At 58.5% G+C, this 26,594-nt stretch carries 31 protein-coding genes and 1 pseudogene; 13 read left to right on the forward strand and 19 right to left on the reverse strand.

What is annotated here, in order from left to right; all coding sequences use genetic code 11:
• Positions 1-81: 81 nt before the first annotated feature.
• Together FBY01_RS06770 and prlC are read right to left on the reverse strand one after the other, a co-directional pair.
• Entirely contained in the window at positions 82-369 is a 288-nt protein-coding gene (locus FBY01_RS06770) for a YheV family putative zinc ribbon protein (protein ID WP_010465685.1), read from the reverse strand.
• Positions 366-2,444 (reverse strand): oligopeptidase A, encoded by a 2,079-nt coding sequence (gene prlC / locus FBY01_RS06775; RefSeq protein WP_172962171.1) that lies wholly within the window; start codon positions 2,442-2,444, stop codon positions 366-368. The genes FBY01_RS06770 and prlC overlap by 4 nt, the downstream gene beginning before the upstream one ends.
• A gap of 62 nt (positions 2,445-2,506) precedes the next feature.
• On the opposite strand from prlC, the gene FBY01_RS06780 reads away from it, so the two are divergent.
• The 3 genes from FBY01_RS06780 (at position 2,507) to FBY01_RS06790 (ending at position 4,363) form a co-directional block, all read left to right on the forward strand.
• Positions 2,507-3,052, forward strand: a complete 546-nt coding sequence (locus FBY01_RS06780; protein ID WP_010465689.1) for a gamma carbonic anhydrase family protein — start codon at positions 2,507-2,509, stop codon at positions 3,050-3,052.
• A gap of 26 nt (positions 3,053-3,078) precedes the next feature.
• Positions 3,079-3,729, forward strand: a complete 651-nt coding sequence (locus tag FBY01_RS06785) for an HAD family hydrolase (RefSeq protein WP_145306384.1) — start codon at positions 3,079-3,081, stop codon at positions 3,727-3,729.
• Positions 3,730-3,904: 175 nt separating this feature from the next.
• Complete coding sequence (locus tag FBY01_RS06790) at positions 3,905-4,363, forward strand: transposase (protein ID WP_145306382.1); 459 nt, start codon at positions 3,905-3,907, stop codon at positions 4,361-4,363.
• Positions 4,364-4,465: 102 nt separating this feature from the next.
• Here FBY01_RS06790 and FBY01_RS06795 read toward each other — a convergent pair whose 3' ends face one another.
• Positions 4,466-5,542, reverse strand: a complete 1,077-nt coding sequence (locus FBY01_RS06795) for an aminopeptidase (protein WP_145306380.1) — start codon at positions 5,540-5,542, stop codon at positions 4,466-4,468.
• Between the two features lie 60 nt (positions 5,543-5,602).
• Between FBY01_RS06795 and FBY01_RS06800 the strand changes: the two genes are divergently transcribed.
• Both FBY01_RS06800 and FBY01_RS06805 read left to right on the forward strand, forming a co-directional pair.
• Positions 5,603-6,025: a hypothetical protein gene (locus FBY01_RS06800; protein WP_077748817.1), complete on the forward strand. Its 423-nt coding sequence runs from the start codon at positions 5,603-5,605 to the stop codon at positions 6,023-6,025.
• A gap of 40 nt (positions 6,026-6,065) precedes the next feature.
• Positions 6,066-6,488 (forward strand): hypothetical protein, encoded by a 423-nt coding sequence (locus FBY01_RS06805; RefSeq protein WP_145306378.1) that lies wholly within the window; start codon positions 6,066-6,068, stop codon positions 6,486-6,488.
• 6 nt (positions 6,489-6,494) lie between these two features.
• On the opposite strand, the gene FBY01_RS06810 is transcribed toward FBY01_RS06805, so the two are convergent.
• Together FBY01_RS06810 and FBY01_RS06815 are read right to left on the reverse strand one after the other, a co-directional pair.
• Entirely contained in the window at positions 6,495-6,728 is a 234-nt protein-coding gene (locus tag FBY01_RS06810) for a DUF1161 domain-containing protein (RefSeq protein ID WP_010465702.1), read from the reverse strand.
• A 193-nt stretch (positions 6,729-6,921) separates the two neighbouring features.
• Positions 6,922-7,353, reverse strand: coding sequence for an OsmC family protein (locus FBY01_RS06815; RefSeq protein ID WP_064675278.1), 432 nt, complete (start codon positions 7,351-7,353; stop codon positions 6,922-6,924).
• A gap of 242 nt (positions 7,354-7,595) precedes the next feature.
• Between FBY01_RS06815 and FBY01_RS06820 the strand changes: the two genes are divergently transcribed.
• Positions 7,596-8,597 (forward strand): LLM class flavin-dependent oxidoreductase, encoded by a 1,002-nt coding sequence (locus tag FBY01_RS06820; protein WP_010465706.1) that lies wholly within the window; start codon positions 7,596-7,598, stop codon positions 8,595-8,597.
• Between the two features lie 64 nt (positions 8,598-8,661).
• On the opposite strand, the gene FBY01_RS06825 is transcribed toward FBY01_RS06820, so the two are convergent.
• Together FBY01_RS06825 and FBY01_RS06830 are read right to left on the reverse strand one after the other, a co-directional pair.
• Positions 8,662-8,886, reverse strand: coding sequence for a DUF1161 domain-containing protein (locus tag FBY01_RS06825; RefSeq protein WP_010465708.1), 225 nt, complete (start codon positions 8,884-8,886; stop codon positions 8,662-8,664).
• A gap of 123 nt (positions 8,887-9,009) precedes the next feature.
• Positions 9,010-9,225, reverse strand: a complete 216-nt coding sequence (locus tag FBY01_RS06830) for a dodecin (RefSeq protein ID WP_010465710.1) — start codon at positions 9,223-9,225, stop codon at positions 9,010-9,012.
• A 156-nt stretch (positions 9,226-9,381) separates the two neighbouring features.
• Between FBY01_RS06830 and FBY01_RS06835 the strand changes: the two genes are divergently transcribed.
• Positions 9,382-9,708: a YqjD family protein gene (locus FBY01_RS06835; RefSeq protein WP_010465712.1), complete on the forward strand. Its 327-nt coding sequence runs from the start codon at positions 9,382-9,384 to the stop codon at positions 9,706-9,708.
• Here FBY01_RS06835 and FBY01_RS06840 read toward each other — a convergent pair.
• Positions 9,681-10,598: a LysR family transcriptional regulator gene (locus tag FBY01_RS06840; protein WP_145306376.1), complete on the reverse strand. Its 918-nt coding sequence runs from the start codon at positions 10,596-10,598 to the stop codon at positions 9,681-9,683. The two genes, FBY01_RS06835 and FBY01_RS06840, sit on opposite strands and share 28 nt — an antisense overlap.
• Positions 10,599-10,710: 112 nt before the next feature.
• Here FBY01_RS06840 and trpB point away from each other — a divergent pair, with 112 nt between their 5' ends.
• The 3 genes from trpB (at position 10,711) to FBY01_RS06855 (ending at position 13,320) form a co-directional block, all read left to right on the forward strand.
• On the forward strand, positions 10,711-11,931 hold the full coding sequence (gene trpB / locus FBY01_RS06845) for a tryptophan synthase subunit beta (protein ID WP_010465716.1): 1,221 nt from the start codon (positions 10,711-10,713) through the stop codon (positions 11,929-11,931).
• A complete protein-coding gene (gene trpA, locus FBY01_RS06850; protein ID WP_010465718.1) occupies positions 11,931-12,743 on the forward strand; it encodes a tryptophan synthase subunit alpha in 813 nt (270 codons plus the stop codon). Before trpB ends, trpA begins: the two co-directional genes overlap by 1 nt.
• A gap of 121 nt (positions 12,744-12,864) precedes the next feature.
• Positions 12,865-13,320 (forward strand): anti-virulence regulator CigR family protein, encoded by a 456-nt coding sequence (locus tag FBY01_RS06855; protein WP_077748816.1) that lies wholly within the window; start codon positions 12,865-12,867, stop codon positions 13,318-13,320.
• A gap of 54 nt (positions 13,321-13,374) precedes the next feature.
• Here the strand turns inward: FBY01_RS06855 and FBY01_RS06860 are convergent, their stop codons facing one another.
• From FBY01_RS06860 to FBY01_RS06910, 11 genes and pseudogenes are all read right to left on the reverse strand, one after another.
• Positions 13,375-15,336 carry a DUF4105 domain-containing protein gene (locus FBY01_RS06860; protein ID WP_145306374.1) on the reverse strand — a complete coding sequence of 654 codons (1,962 nt, stop codon included), beginning with the start codon at positions 15,334-15,336 and terminating at the stop codon, positions 13,375-13,377.
• Complete coding sequence (locus FBY01_RS06865) at positions 15,333-15,653, reverse strand: DUF2388 domain-containing protein (RefSeq protein ID WP_010465724.1); 321 nt, start codon at positions 15,651-15,653, stop codon at positions 15,333-15,335. Before FBY01_RS06865 ends, FBY01_RS06860 begins: the two co-directional genes overlap by 4 nt.
• A 28-nt stretch (positions 15,654-15,681) precedes the next feature.
• Complete coding sequence (locus FBY01_RS06870; RefSeq protein WP_010465727.1) at positions 15,682-15,999, reverse strand: DUF2388 domain-containing protein; 318 nt, start codon at positions 15,997-15,999, stop codon at positions 15,682-15,684.
• A 106-nt stretch (positions 16,000-16,105) separates the two neighbouring features.
• Positions 16,106-16,423: a DUF2388 domain-containing protein gene (locus FBY01_RS06875; protein ID WP_010465729.1), complete on the reverse strand. Its 318-nt coding sequence runs from the start codon at positions 16,421-16,423 to the stop codon at positions 16,106-16,108.
• A gap of 144 nt (positions 16,424-16,567) precedes the next feature.
• Positions 16,568-16,776, reverse strand: a pseudogene (locus FBY01_RS06880) (DUF1127 domain-containing protein).
• Positions 16,777-17,035: 259 nt separating this feature from the next.
• Positions 17,036-17,251 (reverse strand): DUF1127 domain-containing protein, encoded by a 216-nt coding sequence (locus tag FBY01_RS06885; protein ID WP_007902752.1) that lies wholly within the window; start codon positions 17,249-17,251, stop codon positions 17,036-17,038.
• Positions 17,252-17,570: 319 nt separating this feature from the next.
• Entirely contained in the window at positions 17,571-19,064 is a 1,494-nt protein-coding gene (locus FBY01_RS06890) for an acetyl-CoA hydrolase/transferase family protein (RefSeq protein ID WP_145306369.1), read from the reverse strand.
• 180 nt (positions 19,065-19,244) lie between these two features.
• Positions 19,245-20,681, reverse strand: coding sequence for an NAD(P)(+) transhydrogenase (Re/Si-specific) subunit beta (locus FBY01_RS06895; RefSeq protein ID WP_010465736.1), 1,437 nt, complete (start codon positions 20,679-20,681; stop codon positions 19,245-19,247).
• Positions 20,681-21,001, reverse strand: a complete 321-nt coding sequence (locus FBY01_RS06900; protein WP_003187417.1) for an NAD(P) transhydrogenase subunit alpha — start codon at positions 20,999-21,001, stop codon at positions 20,681-20,683. Before FBY01_RS06900 ends, FBY01_RS06895 begins: the two co-directional genes overlap by 1 nt.
• Positions 21,002-21,016: 15 nt before the next feature.
• On the reverse strand, positions 21,017-22,138 hold the full coding sequence (locus FBY01_RS06905) for a Re/Si-specific NAD(P)(+) transhydrogenase subunit alpha (RefSeq protein WP_010465739.1): 1,122 nt from the start codon (positions 22,136-22,138) through the stop codon (positions 21,017-21,019).
• A 435-nt stretch (positions 22,139-22,573) separates the two neighbouring features.
• The gene (locus tag FBY01_RS06910) at positions 22,574-23,473 is read right to left on the reverse strand and encodes a LysR family transcriptional regulator (protein ID WP_010465740.1); all 900 of its coding nucleotides are present in this window, start codon (positions 23,471-23,473) and stop codon (positions 22,574-22,576) included.
• A gap of 157 nt (positions 23,474-23,630) precedes the next feature.
• Here FBY01_RS06910 and FBY01_RS06915 point away from each other — a divergent pair, with 157 nt between their 5' ends.
• The 3 genes from FBY01_RS06915 to FBY01_RS31515 are packed head-to-tail and all read left to right on the forward strand — an operon-like array spanning position 23,631 to position 26,395.
• Entirely contained in the window at positions 23,631-24,812 is a 1,182-nt protein-coding gene (locus FBY01_RS06915) for an acyl-CoA dehydrogenase (protein ID WP_010465741.1), read from the forward strand.
• 13 nt (positions 24,813-24,825) lie between these two features.
• Complete coding sequence (locus tag FBY01_RS06920; protein WP_010465742.1) at positions 24,826-26,046, forward strand: CaiB/BaiF CoA-transferase family protein; 1,221 nt, start codon at positions 24,826-24,828, stop codon at positions 26,044-26,046.
• Positions 26,047-26,074: 28 nt separating this feature from the next.
• The gene (locus FBY01_RS31515) at positions 26,075-26,395 is read left to right on the forward strand and encodes a hypothetical protein (RefSeq protein ID WP_178113210.1); all 321 of its coding nucleotides are present in this window, start codon (positions 26,075-26,077) and stop codon (positions 26,393-26,395) included.
• Positions 26,396-26,594 lie beyond the last annotated feature (199 nt).

Here is a 26,594-nt window from a genome sequence, read left to right on the forward strand (position 1 = left end):
AGCCTAAGGAGGAAGCGCGGGGGAAGGGTGGTAAATAGATACCACCTTCCACCCGGTCAAAGGGTGGAAGGTGATGTTGACTCAATGGTGCTCGTCAGGCTTCTTCTTCAGCTTCGGGTTCGGGAAGAACTGCACCGCCTGAACCTTGGCGTCCGGCACCTTGAGCGCCGAAGTGTTGACCCGCGTGCCCAATTCCTTGGGCACCGACAGACCTTGTTCATTGAGCGTATCCGAATAACCGCAGGCCACGCATTCGCGATGCGGGACCTCGTCTTCGTTCCACATCATCAATTTGTCCGGCTCGCTACAGGCCGGGCAGACCGCCCCGGCGATAAAGCGTTTCTTCGTGATCACAGGCCCCTCGCTCATGCTGCCGCGTCCTCACTCAGGCCGCTATGGCGCAAGAGTGCGTCAATCGATGGCGCACGGCCACGGAAGTCGACGAACAGCACCATGGGTTCCTGCGAACCGCCACGCGCCAGAATCGCTTCGCGGAACGCACGACCTGTTTCGGCATTGAGCACGCCGTCTTCTTCGAACTTCGAGAAGGCGTCGGCCGACAGCACTTCAGCCCACTTGTAGCTGTAGTAACCCGCTGCGTAACCGCCGGCGAAGATGTGGGCGAAGCTGTTCGGGAAGCGGTTGTAGGCCGGTGGACGCATGACCGAGACCTCGTCACGCACACCTTCGAGTACTTGCAGCACGCTGCGACCGTCGCCGTGGGTGGCGTGCAGTTCGAAGTCGAACAGCGAGAACTCGAGTTGGCGCACCATCATCAGGCCGGACTGGAAGTTCTTCGCCGCGAGCATTTTCTCCAGAAGATCCTGAGGCAGCGGCTCGCCGGTTTCGTAGTGACCGGAGATCAGCGCCAGGCCTTCCGGCTCCCAGCACCAGTTTTCCATGAACTGACTTGGCAGCTCCACCGCATCCCAGGCCACGCCGTTGATGCCGGACACGCCGGCGTGTTCTACGCGGGTCAGCAGGTGATGCAGGCCGTGACCGAATTCGTGGAACAGGGTGGTCACTTCATCGTGGGTCAGCAGGGCCGGTTTGCCGCTGTCGGCTGGGGTGAAGTTGCACACCAGATTGGCCACCGGGCTTTGCAGCACGCCGCTGATGGTGCGGCGACGGTCACGGGCGCCGTCCATCCAGGCACCGCCGCGTTTGTTGGCGCGGGCATAGAGGTCGAAGAAGAAGCGGCCGACGTGCTGGCCGTTTTCCTTGATTTCGAACAGGCGAACATCCGGGTGCCAGGCGTCGAAGCCTTTCAGTTCGGCGATCTCGATGCCGTACAGGCGCTGGACGATAGCGAACAGGCCGCCCAGTACTTTGTCGATCGGGAAGTAGGCGCGCAGTGCTTCCTGGGCAACGCTGTAACGTTGTTCGCGAAGCTTTTCGCCGTAGAAACCGCTGTCCCAGCTTTGCAGGTCCGGGCAGCCTTGTTCGGCGGCGTAGGCCTTGAGCTGTTCCAGGTCCTGGGCGGCGAACGGTTTGCTGCGTTTGGCCAGATCGCGCAGGAAGCTGAGGACCTGATCGCTGGATTCAGCCATTTTGGTGGCCAGGCTCAGTTCCGAGAAGCTGGCGAAGCCGAGCAGCTTGGCCAGTTCCTGACGCAGGTCGAGGATTTCTTCCATGACCGGGCCGTTATCGTTCTGACCGGCGTTCGGGCCTTGGTCCGACGCACGGGTGCAATAGGCGGCGTAGACTTCTTCGCGCAAGGCACGGTCCTGGGCGTAGGTCATCACCGCGTAATAGCTCGGGAATTCCAGGGTGATGAGAAAGCCATCCAGATCTTTGGCCTGGGCTGCGGCGGCCATTTGCGCCTTGGCCGAATCGGTGAGGCCGGCGAGGGCGGCTTCATCGGTCACGTGCTTGGTCCAGGCTTGAGTCGCGTCGAGCAGCTGGTTGGAGAAGCGGCTGCCCAGCTCCGACAATTTGCTTTGCACTTCGGCGTAGCGCTTCTGCTCGGCGTCCGGCAGATCGATACCCGACAGACGGAAGTCTCGCAGGGCGTGTTCCAGGATGGTTTTCTGCGCCACGTCGAAACCGGCGGCTTCCGGGCTGTTGGCCAAGGCTTCGAAGGCCTCGAACAGCTCACGGTTCTGGCCCAGCTCGGTGGAGTAGGCGCTCAAGGCCGGCAGGCAGGACTCGTAGGCTTCGCGCAATTCGGCGCTGTTGCACACGGCATTGAGGTGGCTGACCGGGCTCCAGGCGGCGCCCAGACGATCATTGAGTTCGTCCATCGCCAGCACCAGGCCGGCCCAGGTCGGTTGTTTGCCCTGGCTGTTGAGGATCTCGATAATGGCGGCACGGTTGTCAGCCAGGATCTGTTCAATGGCCGGTTGTACGTGTTCGGCCCGGATCGCCGAGAAGGGCGGCAGGTCGTAGGACTGCAAAAGAGGGTTGTTCACGCTCACGGTTGGCACCTTGGCTGGAAGAAACATGGGGCCATCTTAATTACAATCGACGCTCACCGCAGCTATCAGCAAAAGAGAGAGAGCCTATCGTGACCCTTCGCAAGTATCAGAACCACACGCCGCTACTGGGTAAAGGCGCTTTTGTCGACGGCTCGGCGGTGGTGATCGGCGACGTTGAAATCGGCGAAGACAGCTCTGTCTGGCCGCTGACGGTGATCCGTGGCGACATGCACCGCATCCGTATCGGTGCGCGCACCAGCGTTCAGGATGGCTGCGTGCTGCACATCACGCATGCCGGGCCGTTCAATCCCGATGGCTTTCCCTGCTTGATCGGAGACGACGTGACCATTGCCCATAAGGTCATGCTGCATGGCTGCAGTGTCGGCAACCGGATTCTGATCGGCATGGGCAGCATCGTAATGGATGGTGCGGTGATCGAGGACGATGTGATTGTCGGCGCTGGCAGTCTGGTGCCGCCGGGCAAGCGTCTGGAAAGCGGCTTCCTGTATGTGGGCAGCCCGGTGAAACAAATCCGCCCGCTGACGGACAAGGAAAATGCCTTTTTCACCTACAGCGCGGCGAACTACGTGAAGCTCAAGAATTTGCATCTGGCTGAAGGCTACGACCAGCTCTGACCCCGCGCCCTTATTCAGGATTCAACATGCATTACCAAACCGTTTTGTTTGATCTCGATGGGACCCTGACCGACCCGCGCGAGGGCATCACCCGTTCGATCCAGTTCGCCCTGAGCAAACTGGGGATCGATGAACCCGACCTGACCAAGCTCGAACACTTCATCGGCCCGCCGTTGTTGCAGGCGTTCATGCAGTTCTACGACTTCGACGAGCCCAAGGCCTGGGAAGCGGTGAATTTCTACCGCGAACGCTTCAAGGTCACAGGCCTGTACGAGAACCGTGTGTTCGACGGCGTCACACCGCTGCTGGAAACCCTCGGCGGGCAAGGGCGACAGTTGTTCATCGCAACCTCAAAGCCGTGGGTGTTCGCCCGGGAAATCGCCCGGCACTTTGACTTCGCCAGGCACTTCAAGGTGATTTACGGTAGCGAACTGGACGGGACACGCACCAACAAAGTCGAGTTGATTGCCCACCTGATGGCCGAAGAAGGCCTGGACCCGGCCAACACTCTGATGATCGGCGACCGCAAACACGACCTGATCGGCGCGCGCAGCAACGGGCTGGATGCGGTGGCGGTCGGTTATGGGTTTGGCAGCCGGGAAGAATTGAGCGCAGAAGCACCGGCCTATCACTTTGAGACGCTGGAAGAGATGCATCAGGCGTTTTTGCGGCGTTGATCAGTACGCCTTCGCGGGCAAGCCTCGCTCCTACAAAAGCAACATAGACCCCGTAGGAGCGAGGCTTGCCCGCGAAGAGGCCCGCCCAGATACATCCTGTGCAACAGTTACCATCCAAGTCCCTTCTAATCGTCCTAGGCTCAAAGTCTGAGGTCACGATCAAGGAGGATCATTAATGACAGAGCTAAAACATACTCATCGATTGCGCACCGGCCGATATTCGGAGCCCGGACAGATTTACCTCCTGACAGCCGTCGTTTTGAACCGGCAACCGTTATTCCATGACTTCAAGAGTGGGCGACTGGTAGTCGATGCCCTGAAAACTGCTGAGCAGGAAGGGTTTGCGACGTCACTGGCCTGGGTCGTCATGCCCGATCATTTCCATTGGCTGATCGAGTTACAGAATATTCAGTTACCCAGTTTGATGGCTCGAACCAAATCACGCATCGCAGTAACGCTTAATCGCTCGGCAGGACGCCAAGGTCCGGTTTGGCAACATGGTTATCACGATCGCACCATTCGTAAGGAAGAAGATCTACAGGCAGTTGCTCGCTACATCGTCGCCAATCCGTTGCGAGCTGGCTTGGTCGAGAGGGTAGGGGATTATCCGCTGTGGGACGCGATCTGGTTGTGAGGTTGAAAACGCCTTCGCGGGCAAGCCTCGCGCCTACAAAAGTAACGTAGCCCCTGTAGGAGCGAGGCTTGCCCGCGAAGAGGCCCGCCCAGCCACCAGATTTTATGACCCCGTCAATGCCTTCAGCGCTACCTTGCGCTCAACCACTGGCAACGCACCAAGCTGCTCGACGGCGGCATAAAACTTCAGCCAGTCCCCACCCTCCTGCATGAACAGCGCCGCAAACGCCGGCACCCATTGGTCATACAACCCAAACGGCAACAACCGGGCGTTGTTCATTGGCGCTTTGATCCACGCGTCATAGCGTTTATCCCCGGCCCATTGGCTGTCGCGCAGCTGTCGATAGTCATGGCGCAGACGTTCGAATTCCGCCGCTTTGCGTTGGCGCATCTGGTCGGCGGGCAGTGGCAGGGCGTAGAGCTTTTCAAGCCGCCTGCGCGTATCCAGTACCAATTGAATAAATTGGTCTCGATGCTGCGCCTGCGCGCCATTGTCCGCTGCCAGACCGCGTGATGCCCGCCATTGCCGGGTGCCTTCCTGCTCGACGAAGGTGGCGAAGGACTCGTTGAACTCGGTGTCGTCCTTCACATAAAAGCGCTGGTGCGCGAGCTCGTGGAAGATCAGCGTTGCCAGCCGCTCGTCGCCCCAACCCATCATTGAGCTGAGAATCGGATCGTTGAACCAGCCGAGCGTCGAATAGGCCTCGACGCCGCCAATGGACACGTCCATACCTTTCAGGCGTTGCAAGGCCGCTTCGCCGCGGGCAGCACTCTGGCTGTAGTAACCGCGATAGGCGACGCAACCGGCGATAGGGAAGCAATGGTTTTGTGCTGTCAGGGAAAATTCCGGCGTGGCAAAGACGTTCCAGACCACGAACGGCCGGCCAATGTCGGCGTACAGACGGTAGCTCTGGTTATCCGGCAGATGCAGCTGTTGGCTGGCGAATGTCCGGGCCTTTTGCGACTGGGTCAGGTGCGCACGCAGCATCGGATCGCGAGACGGATCGGCAAGCACCTGGGCCACCGGCTCCCTGGCCCGCAGCAATTGCAGCTGACCGCTGGCCAACTGGCTGTAATAGCTGACGCTGGCGCAGCCGCTGAGGAATAAAAGCAACATACCCGGAAACAAAATCCGCAAAACGCGATCAAGTAACCCAAGGCTTGGAAGCGGCCTGATCAAAATAAAATCATCCCTGGAGAGTCTGCCCGCAAGACTATCCCGCCCGACTGGAGCTCCGCTATGCGCAAATTGATGCTGACGGGAGGCTTGTTGATGCTGACCGGCTGTGCTGGTTTCGGTTTACCTCACCATGATCCGTCGCAAGCATGGATCGAACTGGACTCACAGCAAGAAGACACCGCCCTGCAAGCGCTGGAAGTCGATGACAAAGCCTCTACCGACAAGCGATATTTCGAGGTGCATCCGGGCCGTCATGAGCTGACGGTGCGCTACCAGTTTGCGGTCCAGCCCACCAACATCGGCCCCGACGCCGAGCCGCTGTGGCGTGACTGCCAGTTAAACGTGAAATTCAACGACTTCAATGCCGGTGAGCGATATCAGCTGCAAGCGGGGAATATCGGCTTCCGGCCGTGGGCAAAGCTCTATGACCAGCAACGAAAAGTGATTGGCCAAGGCACGCCGGCTGGCTGCCAAAGCAGCTGATCGGCGCTATGCTGAATGACCATCCTTTGGGACATTCATCATGCGCAGATTGATGCTGTTGCTCGCGGCAGGCGTGGTTGCCGGCTGCCAGAGTCCGTTACCGGCGGTAAATCCGCAGATGGCCTGGATCGACTTCTCGACGCCATTCCCCAACGACAGGTTGCTGATGGCAGAGCGACTGGACAAACAGCGATTGCGTGACGGGCGTTTTTTCCAGGTGACGCCCGGCAGCCATGAGTTGGTCGTCAGGTTCGACTTTGAGGTGCCCGGTGGTGGGGGCATGAACATGATGAACACCCCTACGGAACGGCTGTGCTACCTGACCGTCAACTACGATCATTTCGAAGCCGGCCAGCGTTATGTGCTGGAAGGCCGTTCGATCGCCTTCACCCCAAGCGCCCGATTGTTCAATGCAAAGCGGGAGATCGTCGCTGAAGATCGGCAGACCTATTGCGTCCCGTGAGGTGAATCAGCGGTCGTTTTTCTGGTAGATGATTTTCTTTGTGCCGTTTTCGCAGCTGCCGACGACCATGTTCTGATCGTGGACTTCGTCATTGGTGACGATTTCCAGGGTGTAGGACGAGACGTTATTGGCCTGGATCTTGGCCTCGATCTCGGCCTTGAGTTCTTCACAGGATTTCGGTGCCGCCAGGGCCGAAGTGGCCAGCGTGCAACCGATAATCGCCAAGGCAAAACGTTTCATGGTTGAAGCTCCCTTGAGGCCGCGCGCAGTTTTTGCGCTTGAGCGGCTGTCATTTATTCGACCACAGTTTTGCAAAGCGAGTTCTGACACCGCTCACAAAGCGCAGCTTTATCGTTGGAATTGTGTTGTTTACAAGTTCGCCTTCGCGAGCGGGTCGGGTCGCGAAGGCGTCAGTACATTCAGCGCCTGATCATCAGCTGACCAACGTCGCATCCAGGCTGATTTTCGCATTCAGCACTTTGGACACCGGGCAGCCTTCTTTGGCCTTATTGCTCAGCTCCTCGAACTGCGCCTGAGTCGCCCCGGGGATTTTCGCCTTGAGGATCAATTTCACCGCAGTGATCGCAAAACCACCCTCGACTTGATCCAGGGTCACTTCAGCATTGGTATCGATGCTGTCAGCCTTGAGCCCGGCATCACCCAGGATCATCGAAAACGCCATCGAGAAACATCCCGCATGCGCCGCGCCGATCAGCTCTTCCGGATTGGTGCCTTTGCCGCCTTCGAAACGAGCCTTGAAGCCGTAGGGCGCTTCTCTGAGTACACCGGTTTCAGTAGAGATCGAGCCGATGCCGGTTTTCAGATCGCCTTCCCAATGAGCCGATGCTTTCTTCGTAATAGCCATGTCTGCCTCCTCAAGATCCGGTGCGAGCGTCGCACCTTCGTGGTTTTCGGTTGCTAGGGTTCTGAGGGTAGACGGTTGTGCAAAGTTCACCTCATCTCATAAAGTCCTACTGCTTTCGTAGGATTTTTTGGCCTGGCTATTGAATCTCGGGTATATGCCCTCATTGCATGAAGCACGCTTATAGATTCGGCAGGTTTTCGTTCGCAAGAAAAACCTGCGCCCACCATTGGAGAAGCAGGCTTATGAAACGACTGTCCGATATCAAGTTTTCGACCCTTGATCTGGTGCCCGTGCGCGAGAACGGCAGCGCGGCCCAGTCGCTGCGTAATTCCCTGGACCTGGCGCAGCATGTCGAAAAATTAGGCTATACCCGCTTCTGGGTCGCCGAACACCACAACATGGACGGCATCGCCAGTTCCGCGACCTCGGTACTGCTCGGGTACCTCGCCGGTGGCACGTCGACCATTCGTGTTGGCTCCGGCGGCGTGATGCTGCCCAACCACGCGCCGCTGGTGATCGCGGAGCAATTCGGCACACTCGAAAGCCTGTATCCAGGCCGGATAGATCTGGGTTTGGGGCGCGCCCCCGGTTCCGATCAAATGACCGCACGCGCCCTGCGTCGCGAACGTTCCGGCAGCGCCGACGAGTTTCCGGAAGATGTTACGGAGCTGATGCGATATCTCGGCCCACGCACGCCTGACCAGCGAATCATCGCCATGCCGGGCACCGGCACCAATGTCCCTGTCTGGTTGCTGGGCTCCAGCCTGTTCAGTGCACAATTGGCCGGTGAGCGCGGTTTGCCCTACGCCTTCGCCTCGCATTTCGCACCGCGCTTCATGCACGAGGCGATTCGCGTCTACCGTAATCACTTCAAGCCTTCGGCGGTGCTGGATAAGCCGTATGTGATGCTCGGTGTGCCGCTGGTCGCCGCTGACACTGACGAGCAGGCGGATTACCTGGCGACATCGGTCTATCAGCGCATCCTGGCGTTGATGCGTGGCCAAAGCCTGGTGCAGCGTCCGCCGGTGAAAACCATGGATGGCCTGTGGCTGCCCCATGAGAAAGAAGCCGTCGGCGATTTCCTCGGGCTGGCGATGGTGGGCAGCCCGCAGAAGATCCGCGCCAAGCTTGAAGTGCTGATCGAGCAGACTCAGGCGGACGAGCTGATTTTCACCTGCGACCTTTACGAACATGCGGATCGGGTGCATTCCTACGAGCTGCTGGCGCAGGTCATGAAGGGCTGAGGCGCCGACGCCGCCACACAAAAAAGCCGACGCATTGCGTCGGCTTTTTGATTTGTAAGGGACATCAGTCTTTCTTGTAGACGATTGCCTTGGTGCCCTTTTCACAGGTACCGACGACTGTTCCGCCGGCCTCAGCGCCTTTATCGACGATTTCCAGTGAATAGCCGGCAACGCCCTTGACATCCAGTTTTGCTGCGATTTCGGCTTTCAGCTCTTCGCACGATTTGCCGTCAGCAAAGGCTGTTCCTGCAAGGCTCAACAAACCTACCGCTAAAATAAAATACTTCATCTGTCGCATTCCCTGGTCGGATCAAAGGGAGCATCCAGCCATCAGCCGGAGGCACTCATGTAGCGCTTTGCCATTTCCCTATGGCATTCGGCCAGCGCGCAAGTTCAGGAGACTAGCTCAAACTCAGCTGCTGGCAATCCGGAACCCGACTTTGAGCGTCACCTGAAAGTGAGCGGCCTTGCCATCCTTGATGTGCCCGCGGGTTTCGGTCACTTCAAACCATTCCAGGTGCTTGATGCTCTTATTGGCTTCGGCCAGCGCGTTATTGATGGCGTCCTCAATGCTGCTGGTGGACGAGCCAACCAATTCGACTTTCTTGTAGGTGTGATGGTCAGTCATGGCGTTCTCCTTGGGTGTGAAATACAGCCTAGCAGTGATTTTTCGTATTACTTCTGTCGGCTAATACCATGCAGAAGTTCAGATTTACTGCACTTTCTCGAACCCTTGAAGTCCCAACCAACACACGCTACTCATCATCAATGAAGGAGAGCCACCATGGCCAACACCTCTTTACGTAAAGCCTCATTGCAAAGCATGGAAGCCGAGATCGAGAGTCTGCTGAAATCTTTGGAAAATCTGAAAGACGACGCCTCGGACGAGTCGCGTAAAACCCTCAAAGCGCTGAAAGGCAACGCCGAGAACGCGCTGAAACATTCGCGCCATCTGCTCAGCGATGCGTATGAGGAAGTCAAAGTCAAAACCCGCGAAACCGGGATTGCCACTCGGGACTACGCCCAGGAACACCCTTGGACTACTGCGGGCGTCGCTGTCGGCGCACTGGGTCTGCTTGCGGCTTATTTGCTGTTCAAGCGCGGCGACTGATCGGTTTGGTGCAGCTCGGCCTTGAGCCACTGCGCCAACTGTCGAGCGCGCCCGTCCGCGGCGCGCTTGGGTAGCCACAAGGCCAGTTGCGCCGGGGTTTCACTGAATCCCCAAGGCGCAACCAGGCGACCGGCCTTCAAGTCCTCAGCCACCAGTGGCTCAGGCGCAATCGCCACCCCCAGCCCCGCTACGGCTGCTTCCAGCAAATAATACAAATGCTCGAAACTTTGACCGTACTTCAACGCCTTGGCGTCGAGGCCACTTTGCTGTGCCCAGCTCGGCCAAGCCTGTGGCCGCGAGGTGGTGTGCAGCAAGGGTTCGTTCAATAACGCTGTGACCTGCGCAGCTTGCAGCCTTTCATAACCCGCGAAACGCGGGCTCATCACCGGGCCGATTCGTTCGCTGGCCAACTCATAGACTTGCATATCCGCCGGCCATGGCGGCTCGGCAAACACCAGCAAGGCATCGAGCCCCGGCCGTCGCGGATCGAGATCGCCTTCCCCGGCCGACAGGTGCAGGCGCAGGTCGGGCAAGTCCGCATTCAGTCGTCCCAGGCGTGGAATAAACCAGCGCGCCAACAAACTGCCCGAGCAACCCAAAACAAATGGAGCGTCAGCGGTGCTTTGGGTCAGCTCTGCGCAAACGGTGCGTAGACGTTCAAAGGCCTCACCGCTGGCATCGCGCAAACGCACGCCGGCATCTGTGAGTTTCAAGCCGCGTCCATCCTTGATGAACAGGCTCACACCGAGGTGTTCTTCGAGCACCTTGAGTTGTCGGCTGACCGCACCATGAGTGACGTGCAGCTGTTCGGCAGCCTGACTGACGCTGTTCAGCCGTGCCGTGGCTTCAAAGGCGCGAAGGGCGTTGAGCGGGGGAAGGTCGTGGCTCATGGGATCTGTGAGTTTTCCTGACAGGTTGTGGCGATCTTATCGGTTTTCAGGCTGGGACGTCAGGGGTAGAGTGACCGTCATTGTCATCTCACGAATCCCACTGGAGCGACCCATGACCCAGACTAATCTGCGCAACGGCCCCGACGCCAACGGCCTGTTTGGCTCGTTCGGCGGCCGTTACGTCGCCGAAACCTTGATGCCGTTGGTGCTCGACCTGGCCCGTGAATACGAATTGGCCAAGGAAGATCCAGCATTCAAAGAAGAATTGGCCTACTTCCAACGGGACTACGTCGGACGTCCAAGCCCGCTGTACTACGCCGAACGCCTGACCGAATTCTGCGGCGGCGCAAAGATTTATCTGAAACGCGAAGAGCTGAACCACACCGGCGCGCACAAGATCAACAACTGCATCGGCCAGATCCTGCTGGCTCGGCGCATGGGCAAGAAACGCATCATTGCCGAGACCGGCGCCGGCATGCACGGCGTGGCGACGGCGACCGTGGCTGCACGTTTCGGCCTGGATTGCGTGATCTACATGGGCACCACCGACATCGAGCGTCAGCAGGCCAACGTGTTCCGCATGAAGCTGCTGGGTGCCGAAGTGATCCCGGTGGTCGCCGGGACTGGCACCCTGAAAGACGCGATGAACGAAGCGTTGCGTGACTGGGTGACCAATGTCGACAGCACCTTCTACCTCATCGGCACCGTGGCCGGCCCGCACCCTTATCCAGCGATGGTTCGCGACTTCCAGTCTGTTATCGGCAAAGAAACCCGTACTCAACTGCAAGCCCAGGAAGGTCGTCTGCCGGACAGCCTGGTGGCGTGCATCGGTGGCGGTTCCAACGCCATGGGCCTGTTTCACCCGTTCCTCGATGACAAAAGCGTCGAAATCATTGGCGTGGAAGCCGCCGGTTACGGCATTGAAACCGGTAAGCATGCCGCCAGCCTGAACGGCGGTGTTCCGGGTGTGCTGCACGGCAACCGTACTTTCCTGTTGCAGGACGACGATGGCCAGATCATCGACGCCCACTCGATCTCGGCCGGCCTCGACTATCCAGGCATCGGCCCGGAACACGCTTGGTTGCATGACATCGGCCGCGTTCAGTACACCTCGGTGACCGACGACGAAGCCCTCGATGCGTTCCACAAATGCTGCCGCCTGGAAGGGATTATTCCGGCACTGGAAAGCGCCCACGCCTTGGCCGAAGTGTTCAAGCGCGCACCGACCCTGCCCAAAGATCACCTGATGGTGGTCAACCTGTCCGGTCGTGGCGACAAAGACATGCAAACCGTGATGCACCACATGGAACAATCGAAGCAGGAGAAACACTGATGAGCCGCCTGCAAACGCGCTTTGCCGAACTCAAGGAACAGAATCGCGCCGCCCTGGTGACCTTCGTCACCGCTGGCGACCCGAGCTATGACACGTCCCTGGCGATCCTCAAAGGCTTGCCCGGTGCGGGTGCCGATGTGATCGAGTTGGGCATGCCCTTCACCGATCCAATGGCCGATGGCCCGGCCATCCAGTTGGCCAACATCCGCGCCCTTGGCGCCAAGCAGAACCTGGCGAAAACCCTGCAAATGGTTCGCGAGTTCCGTGAAGGCAATACCGAGACGCCGCTGGTGCTGATGGGGTATTTCAACCCGATCCACATGTACGGCGTGCCGCGCTTCATCGCCGACGCCAAGGAGGCCGGTGTTGATGGTTTGATCGTGGTCGACCTGCCGCCGGAGCATAACGGTGAGCTGTGCGAGCCGGCGCAGGCCGCCGGACTGGATTTCATCCGCCTGACCACGCCGACAACCGACGATGTGCGCCTGCCGACCGTTCTGAACGGCAGCTCTGGCTTCGTCTACTACGTGTCGGTTGCCGGTGTGACCGGGGCGGGCGCGGCGACGCTGGAACACGTTGAAGAAGCGGTTGCTCGTCTGCGTCGCCACACCGACCTGCCGATCAGTATCGGTTTCGGCATTCGTACACCGGAGCAAGCGGCGTCCATCGCGCGTCTGGCCGATGGTGTGGTGGTGGGTTCGGCATTGATCGATCACATCGCCAACGCCTCAACGCCGGCGCAGGCGGTTGATGGCGTGCTGAGCCTTTGCTCGGCGTTGGCTGAAGGCGTGCGTAAGGCCCGCGTCAGCTGAAGGTAAAGTTCCTGATACAGAGGAATTAGAGCCTCGCGGCACAGACTAAACAGCAAGACCGAGGGCTTCAGGACTACGTTCTGAAGCCCTTTTTGCTGTGTGTGCAGTGAGGAAAGACCTGATGAAAATGCCGAAACGTCTGATTGCCGGCCTGGGCGTGCTGATGCTCAGTGCCACGCCGCTGCTGCATGCGAGCGCCGATCAGCGCGACGATCACGACCGCGGCGGCCCGCCGCAGGGCCATTACGATAACCGTGGTGACAACCATGGCGATGACCACCGTGGCCCGCAGGACAATCATCGCGGCGGCCCTCCGCCACGGGACTTCGGCCCGGTGCGCCAGACTATTCACGATAACCACGGCTATTTTGTACGCGGGGCACCCCCTCCTCCAGGTGTTCATCTGGTGCGTGGTCGACCATTGCCTCACGGCTATTACGGTGAGCGTCTGGATAATCGTGCCTTGGGGCGGCTGCCGCATTACCCGGGCTACGAATGGCGCCGTGCAGGGGGCGACATTGTGCTTATCGCCGTGGGCACCGGGATCGTCTATGAAATTCTGGAAGGGGTGCTTTGATTTAACGTGCAGGCAAAAAGAAGGCGTCATGGATCATCCACGACGCCTTCTTGCTTATGGCAACTCCAGCCCGCCTGCTGCTTTATGCAATTTGCGCAAATGTTCGCCAACCAGTTTCAGGTTGGCTTCATTGGCGGCCATCTCCGCTGCCCGGCCTGGTTCGAGCAGCGCTCTGACTTCCTTGTCCAGATCGCCGGTCAGTAGCTGAAGCTGCTTCTGCCGCAGGTTGCTTTCCGATTCCAGGCGCTGCCATTCATTCGGTTGAGGCAATCCGTAACCGCCGGTGCCGAGCAGCTCTGCGGGACGACTGAGGAAGCCGCTATTAGCGAGAATTTGCTGCAAGGTCGCGTTTGCCTTGTCCATACCGCCGTTCTTCAATTCCCGTGCGCCCAGATAACGCTGCTTCACTTCATCCTGGGCCAGCACCAGTTGTTGACGGAAGCTTGCCTGCTCCAGCAACAGCAATGCCGCACTGGTGCGCAAGTCAGCCTGCTCAAACCATTGCCGGCGCTCGTCAGCTTTTAATGCCAGCCAGTCTTCGACTTTTTCCTGCTTGATCGGCAAGTGCTTTTTCAGCACTTCGAACATCGCTTGGTAACGATCACGGAAGGAGTCGAAGCGGTAACCCAGGCGCAACGCTTCGCGTGGGTCATCCAGCACGCTGGTATTCGCCAGTCCGCGGCCCTTCATCACCTCCAGCAAGCCGTTGGGCATGATGCTGTCGAGCCCGACCAGTTTCGCGTTGTTGCTGCCGCTGCGCAGCAACTTCAAGCCTTCCACCGCGCAGTTGTTGGAGAGGAAATAATAATTGCCGTCGTAACTCCAATGCATCTCGGCGGCGTGTTCCACCACGTCTTCAATTTCGTTGCGCGACAAGTTCAGCGGTACCGAGGCCAGGCTGCGCAGTTCAGTCTTGGTGTATTCGTCGATCACTTGGGCCAACGGCAGTACAAACAGGCGCGAGGGGTATTTACCCACCAGCCCATCCCAGCTCGAAAGCTGCACGTCGCCGACGAAGGCGCGGTAGGACAAGACCAGGTGCTGGTCGAGATCCAGTCGGCAATCTGGCCCGCGAGGCCGACCCGGCGCGCAGATCACCAGGCGCAACATGCTGTGCCCCCAGCGACTGACCCAGTTCTGGTTGGCTTCGGCCAGCAGATAGTCGACGGCGTACACCCGTTCCGGATCGACTTGGCCCAGCGGTTGTTTAGCAAAGTCGTTGCCGGCATTGAGGAAGGCAAAGGATTTGCTGCACGCGTCCTTGGCGGCGGGAGCCCAGCCGAAATGTTCTTTGTAGTAGCGATACAGCGCGGGGCGACGGCAGGCATAGCTCGGGTCGAGGAGGAAATACTCCATGTTGACCGCGACAAACTCTTTGGGACTGCTCGTTTCGTAGATGTCCGGGCTGCGGGCGATCTGCCGGTTGTGCTGCTCGCGCTCGCCACGGCGACCGACGTATTGCGGCCAGCCGGCCAGGTCGAGCAAGCGCGGATCATCGCTCAGGGTAAAGCGGCGGTCGGATTGACCACGGCATTCATCCGGGATGCCGATCAGGCCGGAACTGTTGTTGCGCCGGGTACAGCGCTGGATCAGCGTGCGTTCCGCGTCCGGCCACAGACGCGAACGGTCGTAAATATGGGTGAGTTCATGCAACACCGTTGCGAGCATTTCGCGGCGGACGGTGCCGTGGGGGCGATAGGTTTTCTTGGTGGCAGCGCTGCCGTCCGTGAGGCTGGCGAGCAGGTTGCGGTTCAGGTCGAGTTCGGACACCAGCGAAGCCTGGCCATAGGCATTGCTCGGCATGTCGTCGGTCCAGCCAACATCAATGCGCCGGTCCAGTTTTTCGATAAAACGTGGCGGCAAGGCCTGCATGGCTTCATCGAGCAACGCCTGACTGGCTTGCTGTTGTTCGGCGCTCAGACCCTCGGTCTTGAGTCGTAATTGCAAGCCAGCCTGGGCCGTGTTGCACAGCAGCAACATCAGCCCGGCCAGCAGCCAGGCGTTTGGCGACCTCACAGTGCGAGGATGGCTTCGGCGAGCACCTGATCACTGGCGTCCCGGGCTTCCGGCACACGGGTGCGCAAAGTACTGAAGGCGGCCTCCAGATGCGCACCACGAATATCACCATCGCTGGCGACGAAACTCGCGGCATCATCGTGGGCTTCGCGAATAATTTTCGAGTCGCGAATGGACGTCGTGGTATCGGAAGTGAAATCAAGTGTGCGTTGGGTGGCATTGATGAGGATGTTGCTGGTGGCAACCAAGGTGTGCGCCTGGGTCACATCGGCCAATAAAAGCAGGCCAAGGGCAACAGCAATCAGAGGGCTACGCATGGAACGACTCCGCAAGGACAAAGGATAACTATTGGACGAGAATTGCCTGCGCCAGTTCAAGGTCGCTTGCATGAAGTTTTGGCTGGCTGCGGCGCAGGTAAATCAACGCGGATTCCAGTTGCGCTCCGCGTAGTTGGCCGTCACTGGCAATGAACGCCGCAGCGTCATCGTGTGCCGCGATCAGCAGCTTACGGTCGAAGGGGGCGGCGGTCACCATGCTGGTGGCGTAACCCGTGACGACGATGCCTTGGGTCGACAAGTTGAACGCGTCGAAGGCATAGGTCGGGGCCGACCAGCAGGCCGCGAGAAATACTGAAATGAAAAGCTGCTTTGAAAGAAGACGCATGAGACTCGATTGTCGAAAGCGAGTCCAAAGGCTAGCGCAATCCCCGGGCTAGAGCCAGTGCCGAAACATTGGGACACGACAGGCGTGCCCCATGTGACAGCGTTGCTTAGATCGTCAGGATGGCCTGTGCCAGCTGTGCATCAGTGGCGTTCAGCTGAGGAGCCTGGTGGCGGATGTGGTCAAGTGCGCTTTCCAGTTTCACGCCACGAATGGCGCCTTCGCTGGCGACGAAGCTGGCGGCGTCGTCACGGGCAGCGCGCACGATCTTGTCATCGCGAAAGGAGGAAGTGACATCGGAGGTTGCATCGGAACTGGACTTAAGTGCGCCTACGACGGCATCCGTGGTCACGATAAAGCTGGTCGCGTGGGAATTGGCAGCCACGGCAAGCAGGGCTGCAGCGCTGAGCAGACGAAGACGGGACATGGTGTAACTCCTTTGGATAACCGATTGAGAGGTGTTGAGGTAGCTGTTGAGTCAGACGCCTGTCGAACAGCGCTCGCCACGTTCTGGCTTGATATTAGGCCTGCTTTTATCGGTTCGAACAGTCCCTTCTGTTAAAGCAGCGGCCTAGCGCCAGAACGGTTTATCCAATTCGTTGAGCCGATCCGCGTGGCTGATGCCCAGGTCCGAGAGTTGCTGATCATTGAGCTGGCCCAGCAAACGCCGGGTTCTGGCTCTCTCAAGGGCGGCGGCGAGCGACTTCAGCAATCGTTAAGTCTGTGGAGTCGAGGCTTCTTTAGAAGGGCGGGGGCAGAAACATTCAGTAAGTTATCCATGGCGCGAAGTCCTTTTGCCGGAGAGTCAGGACTTCATGTTGAGCGCAGCGACACTGGGCCTACAGATACCTGTCGTAAAATTGTACTGGTGCAATATAATAAATATTAAAACTGTACTCATTGTCGGCTAACCCTTTTGTACGGCCGCCGACCAGGGCCGAAAACGACAAAGCCCGTCGTGGTTTCCCACGACGGGCTTTGTTTTTTCAATTTGGAGTGCTGGCGGTGGACCCGGTGGGTCAGAGCCAGCGACGCTAACTTAGCGCCAGAACGGCTTGCTCAGCTCTTCGTAGCGTTGTGCTTCGCTAATCCCGGCATCAGCAAGCAGGCGCGAATCCAGACGAGCCAGTTGATGGCGGCTGGAGATGCGGCGCTGCCACAGCATCAGGTTGGCAATAACGCGAAGAGGCATGGAAGCCTGGGTTTTTGCAGCGGTATCTTCGAAGAACAGTTCGGAACTGAGTGTACGTTCCATGGTTGACATCCTTCCGCTTGTGGCGGGATTAGGTAGTGGTTTAACTGATGCCAATGATCCTCTCGTTTGGCTAGTCTCTGTAGATACAGTTCACCTGTATTGTGAGGGACCAGTTAACTGTTAATAGGGGGTGTACTGGTCGAAATTGAGGCAACTGTACCTATCAGCACTATATTGGTGCGATTTTGATGTTTTCGCTTGAATGGGTAGGCAAATACGGTAGGAAATGACCAGTACAGCAGTACAGTTTTAAACAGAATCTAGTGTGGCCAAGGCCGGCTGACGCAACTGTGTTTGCGTCAGCTGTTTTTTTGCTGAATCAGACCGCCAGCATTCGCCCGGTTTCTTCCAGGTTGATGTGCCAGCGCAGGGCATCGCGCAGGATATGTGGGGTGTGCCCGCCCAATGCGCAGGCCGACGTAAAGTAGTCATCCAGCACCTGGCGATAGTCCGGGTGCACACAGTTGTCGATGATCACCCGTGCTCGCTCCCGTGGTGCCAGGCCACGCAGGTCGGCCAGGCCAATCTCCGTCACCAGGATGTCGACGTCATGCTCGGTATGGTCGACGTGGCTGACCATCGGCACCACGCTGGAGATCGCGCCACCCTTGGCGATGGATTTGGTCACGAAGATTGCCAGGTGCGCGTTGCGCGCAAAGTCCCCGGAACCGCCGATGCCATTCATCATGCGTGTGCCGCAGACATGGGTAGAGTTGACGTTGCCGTACAGGTCGAACTCCAGAGCGGTGTTGATGCCGATGATGCCCAGGCGCCGCACGACTTCCGGGTGGTTCGAGATTTCCTGTGGCCGCAGGACCAGTTTGTCCTTATAGCGTTCGAGGTTGCCAAAGACGTCGGCGTTGCGCCGGCTTGACAGGGTGATCGAACTGCCTGACGCAAAACTCAGCTTGCCGGCGTCGATCAGGTCGAAGGTCGAGTCCTGCAGCACCTCGGAATACATGGTCAGGTCTTCGAATGGCGAGTCGATCAGGCCGCACATTACCGAGTTGGCGATGGTGCCGATCCCGGCCTGCAACGGACCGAGCTTGTTGGTCATGCGCCCGGCAGCCACTTCTTGCTTGAAGAAGTCGATCAGGTGATCGGCAATGGCTTGGGTGTCGACGTCCGGCGGCAGGACAGTGGAGGGCGAGTCGGACTGGTTGGTGATCACGATCGCGACAATCTTTTCCGGCGGGATGGGGATGGCGGTGCTGCCAATGCGATCGTCAACCTTTACCAGCGGAATCGGCGTGCGAGTCGGGCGATAGGTCGGGATATAGATGTCGTGTAGACCTTCGAGATTCGGGTTGTGCGCGAGGTTGATCTCGACGATCACCTGTTTGGCGAAAATCGCGAAGCTGGCCGAGTTGCCAACCGAGGTGGTCGGCACGATATGGCCCTGCTCGGTGATCGCCACGGCCTCAATCACGGCGATGTCCGGCAGCGTGAGTTGCTGGTTGCGCAATTGCTCCACGGTTTCCGAGAGATGCTGGTCAATGAACATCACTTCGCCGGCGTTAATCGCCTTGCGCAAAGTGCTATCAACCTGGAATGGCATGCGTCGCGACAGGACGCCGGCTTCGGTGAGCTGTTTATCGAGGTCATTGCCCAGACTGGCGCCGGTCATCAACGTGATTTTCAGCGGGGTGATTTTGGCGCGCTCGGCCAATGCGTGGGGGACGGCTTTGGCTTCGCCAGCGCGAGTGAAACCACTCATGCCGACGGTCATGCCGTCCTGAATCAGAGCGGCAGCGTCAGCGGCGCTCATCACCTTTTCCAACAACGAAGGCAAGCGAATACGATCACGGTACATGGATGGTTATCTCGGGCAACGGAAGCAAGGTGTGCAGTCTAGTGATTTGAAAAAAATCCGTCCCGCTACCATGGTCGAATGCAGAGGCCTGATTTAGAGCCTTTGGTCGGGTTTCACGGGGAATAAAAAAACCCCAGCCTACTAAAGGCTGAGGTTTTGGGTATTGTGTTGGAGCAGGTTTTACTCGACAGCTTTGACCATGTCTTCGATGACTTTCTTGGCGTCGCCGAAGACCATCATGGTTTTGTCGAGGTAGAACAGTTCGTTGTCCAGGCCGGCATAACCGCTGGCCATCGAGCGTTTGTTGACGATGATGGTCTTGGCCTTGAACGCCTCGAGAATCGGCATACCGGCAATCGGCGATTTCGGGTCGTTCTTCGCGGCCGGGTTGACCACGTCGTTGGCGCCGAGCACCAGCACCACGTCGGCCTGACCGAACTCGGAGTTGATGTCTTCCATCTCGAACACCTGGTCGTAAGGCACTTCGGCCTCGGCCAGCAGCACGTTCATGTGGCCAGGCATGCGACCGGCAACCGGGTGGATCGCGTACTTCACGGTCACACCGCGATGGGTCAGCTTCTCGGTCAACTCTTTAAGCGCATGTTGCGCCCGAGCGACCGCCAGGCCGTAACCCGGAACGATGATCACGGTGTCGGCGTTGGTCAGCAGGAAGGTCGCGTCGTCAGCCGAACCGGATTTAACCGGGCGGGCTTCTTTCGAACCGGCCGGGCCAGCCGCGTCTGCCGTATTGCCGAAACCACCGAGCAGTACATTAAAGAAGGAGCGGTTCATCGCCTTGCACATGATGTACGAGAGGATCGCACCGGACGAACCCACCAGCGAACCGGCGATGATCAGCATCGAGTTGTTCAGCGAGAAGCCGATCCCCGCGGCTGCCCAGCCGGAGTAGCTGTTAAGCATCGACACCACTACCGGCATGTCGGCCCCGCCGATCGGGATGATGATCAGCACACCCAGGACGAAGGCCAGGGCCAGCATCAACGCGAAGGCACTGAGGTTGCCGGTCAGCATGAAGGTGATGCCCAGCGCCAGAGTGGCCAGGCCCAGCAACAGGTTCAGCTTGTGCTGGCCACCGAACTGTACCGGTGCGCCCTGAAACAGGCGAAACTTGTACTTGCCCGACAGCTTTCCGAAAGCGATCACAGAGCCGGAGAAGGTGATTGCACCGATGGCGGCGCCCAGGAACAGTTCCAGACGGTTGCCCGCCGGAATCGCATCACCGAGCTGTTTGACGATGCCCAACGATTGCGGCTCAACGACCGCCGCGATCGCAATAAACACCGCAGCCATACCGATCATGCTGTGCATGAAAGCGACCAGTTCCGGCATCTTGGTCATTTCAACGCGCTTGGCCATGATCGAGCCGGCAGTGCCGCCGACCAGCAATCCGACGATGACGTAACCGATACCGGCGGTGGCCAGCTCAGCGCCCAGCTTATAGATGAGGCCTACGGTAGTGAGAATCGCCAGGCCCATGCCGAGCATGCCGAACAGGTTGCCACGGCGCGACGTGGTCGGGTGCGACAGGCCTTTGAGCGCCTGGATGAAGCAGATGGACGCAATCAAGTACAGCGTCGTTACGAGGTTCATGCTCATTACTTGGGCGCCTCTTCTTTTACTTTCGGGGCTTTTTTCTTGAACATCTCAAGCATTCTGCGGGTGACCAGGAAACCACCGAACACGTTTACCGCGGCCAGCGCCACGGCGAGGGTGCCCATGGTTTTGCCCAGTGGCGTCACGGTCAACGCGGCGGCCAGCATGGCGCCGACGATGACAATCGCCGAGATCGCGTTGGTCACCGCCATCAATGGCGTGTGCAGTGCAGGTGTAACGTTCCAGACCACGTGATAACCGACATAAATCGCCAGCACGAAGATGATCAGGTTGTAGATACCGGGGGAGATAAGCTCTTCCATCGTCTGAATCCCTGCTTAGGCGTTTTTGCGGATGACTTGGCCGTCGCGGCACATCAGGCACGCGGCGACGATGTCGTCTTCGAGGTTGATCTCGAACTGGCCTTCTTTGTTGAAGACCAGCTTCAGGAAGTCCAGCAGGTTGCGTGCGTACAGGGCCGAAGCGTCTGCCGCGACCGCGCCCGCCAGATTGGTCGGGCCGCAAATGGTCACGCCATTCTCGACCACGACCTGGTCGGCCACGGTGAGCGGGCAGTTGCCGCCCTGGGCTGCGGCGAGGTCGATGACCACCGAGCCTGGCTTCATCTGCGCCACGGTTTCCGCGCTCAACAGCGTCGGCGCCTTGCGGCCCGGGATCAGTGCGGTGGTAATGACGATGTCAGCCTGTTTGGCGCGTTCGTGCACGGCCAGGGCCTGACGCTGCATCCAGCTGGCGGGCATTGGCCGGGCGTAACCGCCGACACCGACAGCGCATTCGCGCTCTTCATCGGTTTCATACGGTACGTCGACGAACTTGGCGCCGAGGGATTCGATCTGCTCTTTAACTGCAGGGCGCACGTCGGACGCTTCGATCACTGCCCCCAGGCGTTTCGCCGTGGCGATCGCCTGCAAACCTGCAACGCCGGCGCCCAGAATCAGCACGCGCGCCGCTTTCACGGTGCCCGCAGCCGTCATCAGCATCGGCATGAAGCGCGGGTAGTGGTGAGCGGCCAGCAACACGGCTTTATAGCCGGCGATGTTCGCTTGGGAGGACAACACATCCAGGCTTTGAGCGCGGGAGGTGCGCGGAGCCGCTTCCAGCGCGAACGCGGTAATGCCGCACTCGGCCAGCTTGGCAATGGTTTCATTGCTGAACGGGTTGAGCATGCCGACCACAACGGTGCCGCTTTTAATCAGCGTCAGCTCGCTGTCGCTGGGGGCGACCACCTTGAGAATCAGCTCGGCACCAAACGCGTCGTTGGCGCTGCCAATTGTTGCGCCTGCCGCTTCATAAGCACTGTCGACAACGCTGGCGTTAATGCCGGCGCCGCTTTGCACAGTGACCTTATGACCCTGGCCGATCAGCTTCTTGATGGTTTCCGGGGTTGCAGCAACCCGCGTTTCACCCGTCTGGGTTTCGAGAGGAACACCAATGTGCACGTCAAATCTCCTGCGTGATCTTATTGAGTAAACCCAGGCACTTCGGATGGTGCGGCTGGGGCGGCCGATCAGCACGATCCCGCCAAATCTGGGCGGGGCGCGGCATTTTGCAGGCGAACTTTGTGCCCTTCAAGGGATTATGACGGGTGACGGAAAATTAACTACAAGTCACCCCGTGACCGAATGTCGCAACCGACCGCCTCAATCCCTTGCAGGCCGTGCCTTGTAAGGATTTTGGCCGAATTTCAAGAATTTACACATCGGCACGGTGAATGAGGCGTCATTGCTGGTGAATGGAGGCTCAAAGCCACGTCGGCAGGCACTTGTGGGACGTTTGTACTGCTTGTCGGTACAGTCTGCGAATATGCGACAAAAACGTATATCTGTAGGGCTTTGGTTTTGCTGACTACGGGGTCAGCTAAAACCGGTAAGCCTTTACCCTTCTAGGCTGTAGCTCTGTGCTTGGGTGACCAGCCAATCGCGAAATGCCCGTAGAGACGCCGATTCGACCTTTCGCTCCGGAATCATCAGGTAATAGGCCTTGATGCTCGACAGCGCCTGAGTGTTGGCTATCACCAGGCGCTTCTCCGTCAGTTCGCGTTGAATCAGGAATGGCGGAATCAGCGCGATCCCCATGTCGTGCATCGCCGCTTGGGCAAGCATGGAGAATAGCTCGTAGCGCGGTCCTGTCATGTCCCGTGGCACATTCAGGTGCTGAGAGTTGAACCACTGACGCCAGGCATAAGGGCGCGTGGTCTGTTGCAGCAGGGGCATTTCGGCGATTTCATCGGGTGTCAGATTGGCTTTTTTGCCCAGTAGCGTAGGGCTGCACACCGGCATCGGATTTTCGCCCATTAGCCTGTGGGATTCGGTACCCGACCAATCCGCATCACCAAAGTAAATTGCGGCATCGAAGTCGGTATCGGCGAACAGGAAGGGGCGTGTGCGGTTGGTGAGGTTGACCGTCACTTCCGGGTGTTTGTGCTGGAAGTCTTTGAGCCGTGGCAGCAGCCATTGGGTGCCAAAAGTCGGTACGACGGCCAGCTCGATCACATTGGCGCCCTGTTGCCCCATCACGGACAAGGTGTCCCGCTCGACCGCGTCAAGCTGGGTTGCTACGCGGCGGCTGTAGGAAAGTCCGGCTTCCGTCAGCTTCACTCCGCGCCGCGAGCGTCGGAAAAGTTCTACGCTGAGGAACTCCTCGAGGCTGGCGATCTGTCGGCAAATGGCGCCTTGAGTGAGCGAAAGCTCCTGCGCCGCTTTGGTAAAGCTCTCGTGGCGCGCTGCCGCTTCAAAGCTGATCAGGGCGGTGGTGCTAGGGATTTTCCGGCGCATGTACTCCAACCTCACTAATACATCGCATAAAGGCTATTTCGCGACGTTACGGAGTGAGAAATTAGCACAACAGTATGCAAAATCCTCGTTTGCCGTAATGCCGGACCAGGCCTAGGATCAGTCCACGTTATTTGACCCGATTCGAGAGGACACACTCATGGGCGGTAAAGCTAGCTTCAACTGGATCGATCCCCTGCTGCTGGATCAACAGCTCACCGAAGAAGAGCGCATGATCCGCGACACTGCCGAGCAATTCGCTCAGCAGAAGCTCGCACCGCGCGTGCTTGAAGCTTTCCGTCATGAAAAGACCGATCCGGCGATCTTCCGCGAGATGGGCGAAGTGGGCCTGTTGGGTGCGACCATTCCCGAGCAGTACGGTGGCAGCGGTCTGAACTACGTCAGCTACGGGCTGATTGCTCGTGAGGTTGAGCGTGTCGACTCCGGCTACCGCTCGATGATGAGTGTGCAGTCCTCGTTGGTCATGGTGCCGATCAATGAATTCGGCACTGAAGCCCAAAAGCAGAAGTACCTGCCGAAACTGGCCTCGGGCGAGTGGATTGGCTGCTTCGGTCTGACAGAGCCTAACCATGGTTCCGATCCAGGCGCGATGATTACTCGTGCACGCAAAGTGGAAGGCGGCTACAGCCTGACTGGCAGCAAGATGTGGATCACCAACAGTCCGATTGCCGATGTGTTCGTGGTTTGGGGTAAGGATGATGCGGGCGACATCCGTGGCTTTGTTCTGGAAAAAGGCTGGAAAGGCCTGAGTGCTCCAGCGATCCATGGCAAGGTTGGCCTGCGTGCATCAATCACCGGCGAGATCGTCATGGACAACGTGTTTGTTCCTGAAGAGAACATTTTTCCTGACGTCCGCGGTTTGAAAGGCCCTTTTACTTGCCTCAACTCCGCGCGCTACGGCATTTCCTGGGGCGCTTTGGGCGCTGCGGAGTTCTGCTGGCACACCGCTCGCCAGTACACCCTGGATCGTCAGCAGTTCGGTCGCCCGTTGGCCGCCACTCAGCTGATCCAGAAGAAGCTTGCCGACATGCAGACCGAGATCACCCTGGCACTGCAAGGCTGCCTGCGTCTGGGTCGTATGAAGGATGAAGGCACGGCGGCAGTCGAGATCACCTCGATGATGAAGCGCAACTCCTGCGGCAAGTCCCTGGACATCGCGCGTATGGCGCGTGACATGTTGGGCGGTAACGGCATTTCCGATGAATTCGGTGTTGCTCGCCACCTGGTCAACCTGGAAGTGGTGAATACCTATGAAGGTACGCACGACGTCCACGCACTGATCCTTGGTCGCGCGCAAACCGGCATCCAGGCGTTCTATTAATAGGAGAACGTCCATGGGCGCGCTTTCGCATCTACGGGTACTGGATTTATCGCGGGTGCTGGCCGGGCCTTGGGCCGGGCAGATCCTTGCCGACCTTGGCGCCGAAGTGATTAAGGTTGAGCGTCCGGGCAATGGCGACGATACGCGTGCCTGGGGACCGCCCTTCCTGAAAGACGCCTATGGCGAGAACACCAGCGAGGCCGCCTATTACTTGTCGGCCAATCGCAACAAGCAATCGGTGACCATCGATTTCACGCGTCCAGAAGGGCAAAAGCTGGTGCGTGAGCTGGCGGCCAAGTCGGACATCCTGATCGAGAACTTCAAGGTCGGTGGCCTGGCGGCTTATGGGTTGGACTATGAGTCGCTTAAAGCCATCAATCCGAATCTGATTTATTGCTCGATTACCGGGTTTGGCCAAACCGGGCCTTACGCCAAGCGTGCGGGTTATGACTTCATGATCCAGGGGCTGGGCGGGCTGATGAGCCTGACCGGTCGACCTGAGGGAGATGAGGGTGCAGGGCCGGTGAAAGTCGGTGTGGCGCTGACAGACATCCTGACGGGGCTCTATTCGACGGTAGCGATCCTTGCCGCGTTGGCCCATAGGGAACATGACGGTGGTGGTCAGCATATCGATATGGCGTTGCTGGATGTTCAGGTTGCGTGCCTGGCGAACCAGGCGATGAACTATCTGACTACGGGTAATGCGCCCAAGCGCCTGGGTAATGCACATCCGAACATCGTGCCCTATCAGGATTTTCCTACGGCGGATGGAGACTTCATTCTCACCGTGGGTAATGACGGGCAGTTCCGCAAGTTTGCGGAGGTGGCTGGGCAGCCTCAGTGGGCGGATGACCCACGCTTCGCGACCAACAAGCTGCGGGTGGCGAATCGCGCGGTGTTGATCCCGCTGATCCGTCAGGCGACTGTCTTCAAGACCACCGCTGAGTGGGTGTTACAGCTGGAGCAGGCGGGTGTGCCATGCGGACCTATTAATGACTTGGCTCAGATGTTTGCTGATCCTCAGGTCAAGGCGCGTGGTTTGGCGATCGAGCTACCCCATGTGCTAGCAGGCATGGTGCCGCAGGTAGCTAGCCCCATTCGCCTGTCGGAAACGCCGGTGGAGTATCGTAATGCGCCTCCGTTATTGGGCGAGCACACGCTGGAGGTTCTGCAGCGGGTGTTGGGTCTGGATGCAGAAACGGTCGCCGCTTTCAAAGTGGCGGGGGTCCTCTGAAGATTCCTTCTATATAGAGGGGGTGGTTTTGCTCTCCTATATAGAAAGAAGCGGTCTGTTTTCCGGCTTTCTGCAAGTTATTGATAGAAAAGCCAAATCAGGGGTTGACGGCAGATTCTGGAAGTCTATAATTCGCCCCACTTCCGGCGCAGTCGAAACGGAAAACTCCTTGGTAAACAAAGAGTTACGCAGTTTTCGACAGCGAGTTGCTTCAGGTCATCGAAGCCCAGAAGGAGTTGATCAGGCGGGGTTGTTTGGCTTGATTGACGGTTCGATCTTCTCGGTCGAAAGCGGAGAAAAAGAGGTGTTGACAGCAGCGAGTAACGCTGTAGAATTCGCCTCCCGCTAACGAGAGATCGGAAGCGCAAGTGGTTGAAGTTGCAAAGGAAACTTTGAAAACTTCTGAAAATAACCGCTTGACAGCAACAGAGGCTGCTGTAGAATGCGCGCCTCGGTTGAGACGAAAGATCTTAACCAACCGCTCTTTAACAACTGAATCAAGCAATTCGTGTGGGTGCTTGTGGAGTCAGACTGATAGTCAACAAGAT

It is taken from the genome of Pseudomonas sp. SJZ077 (assembly GCF_007993905.1).
GTDB lineage: Bacteria > Pseudomonadota > Gammaproteobacteria > Pseudomonadales > Pseudomonadaceae > Aquipseudomonas > Aquipseudomonas mandelii.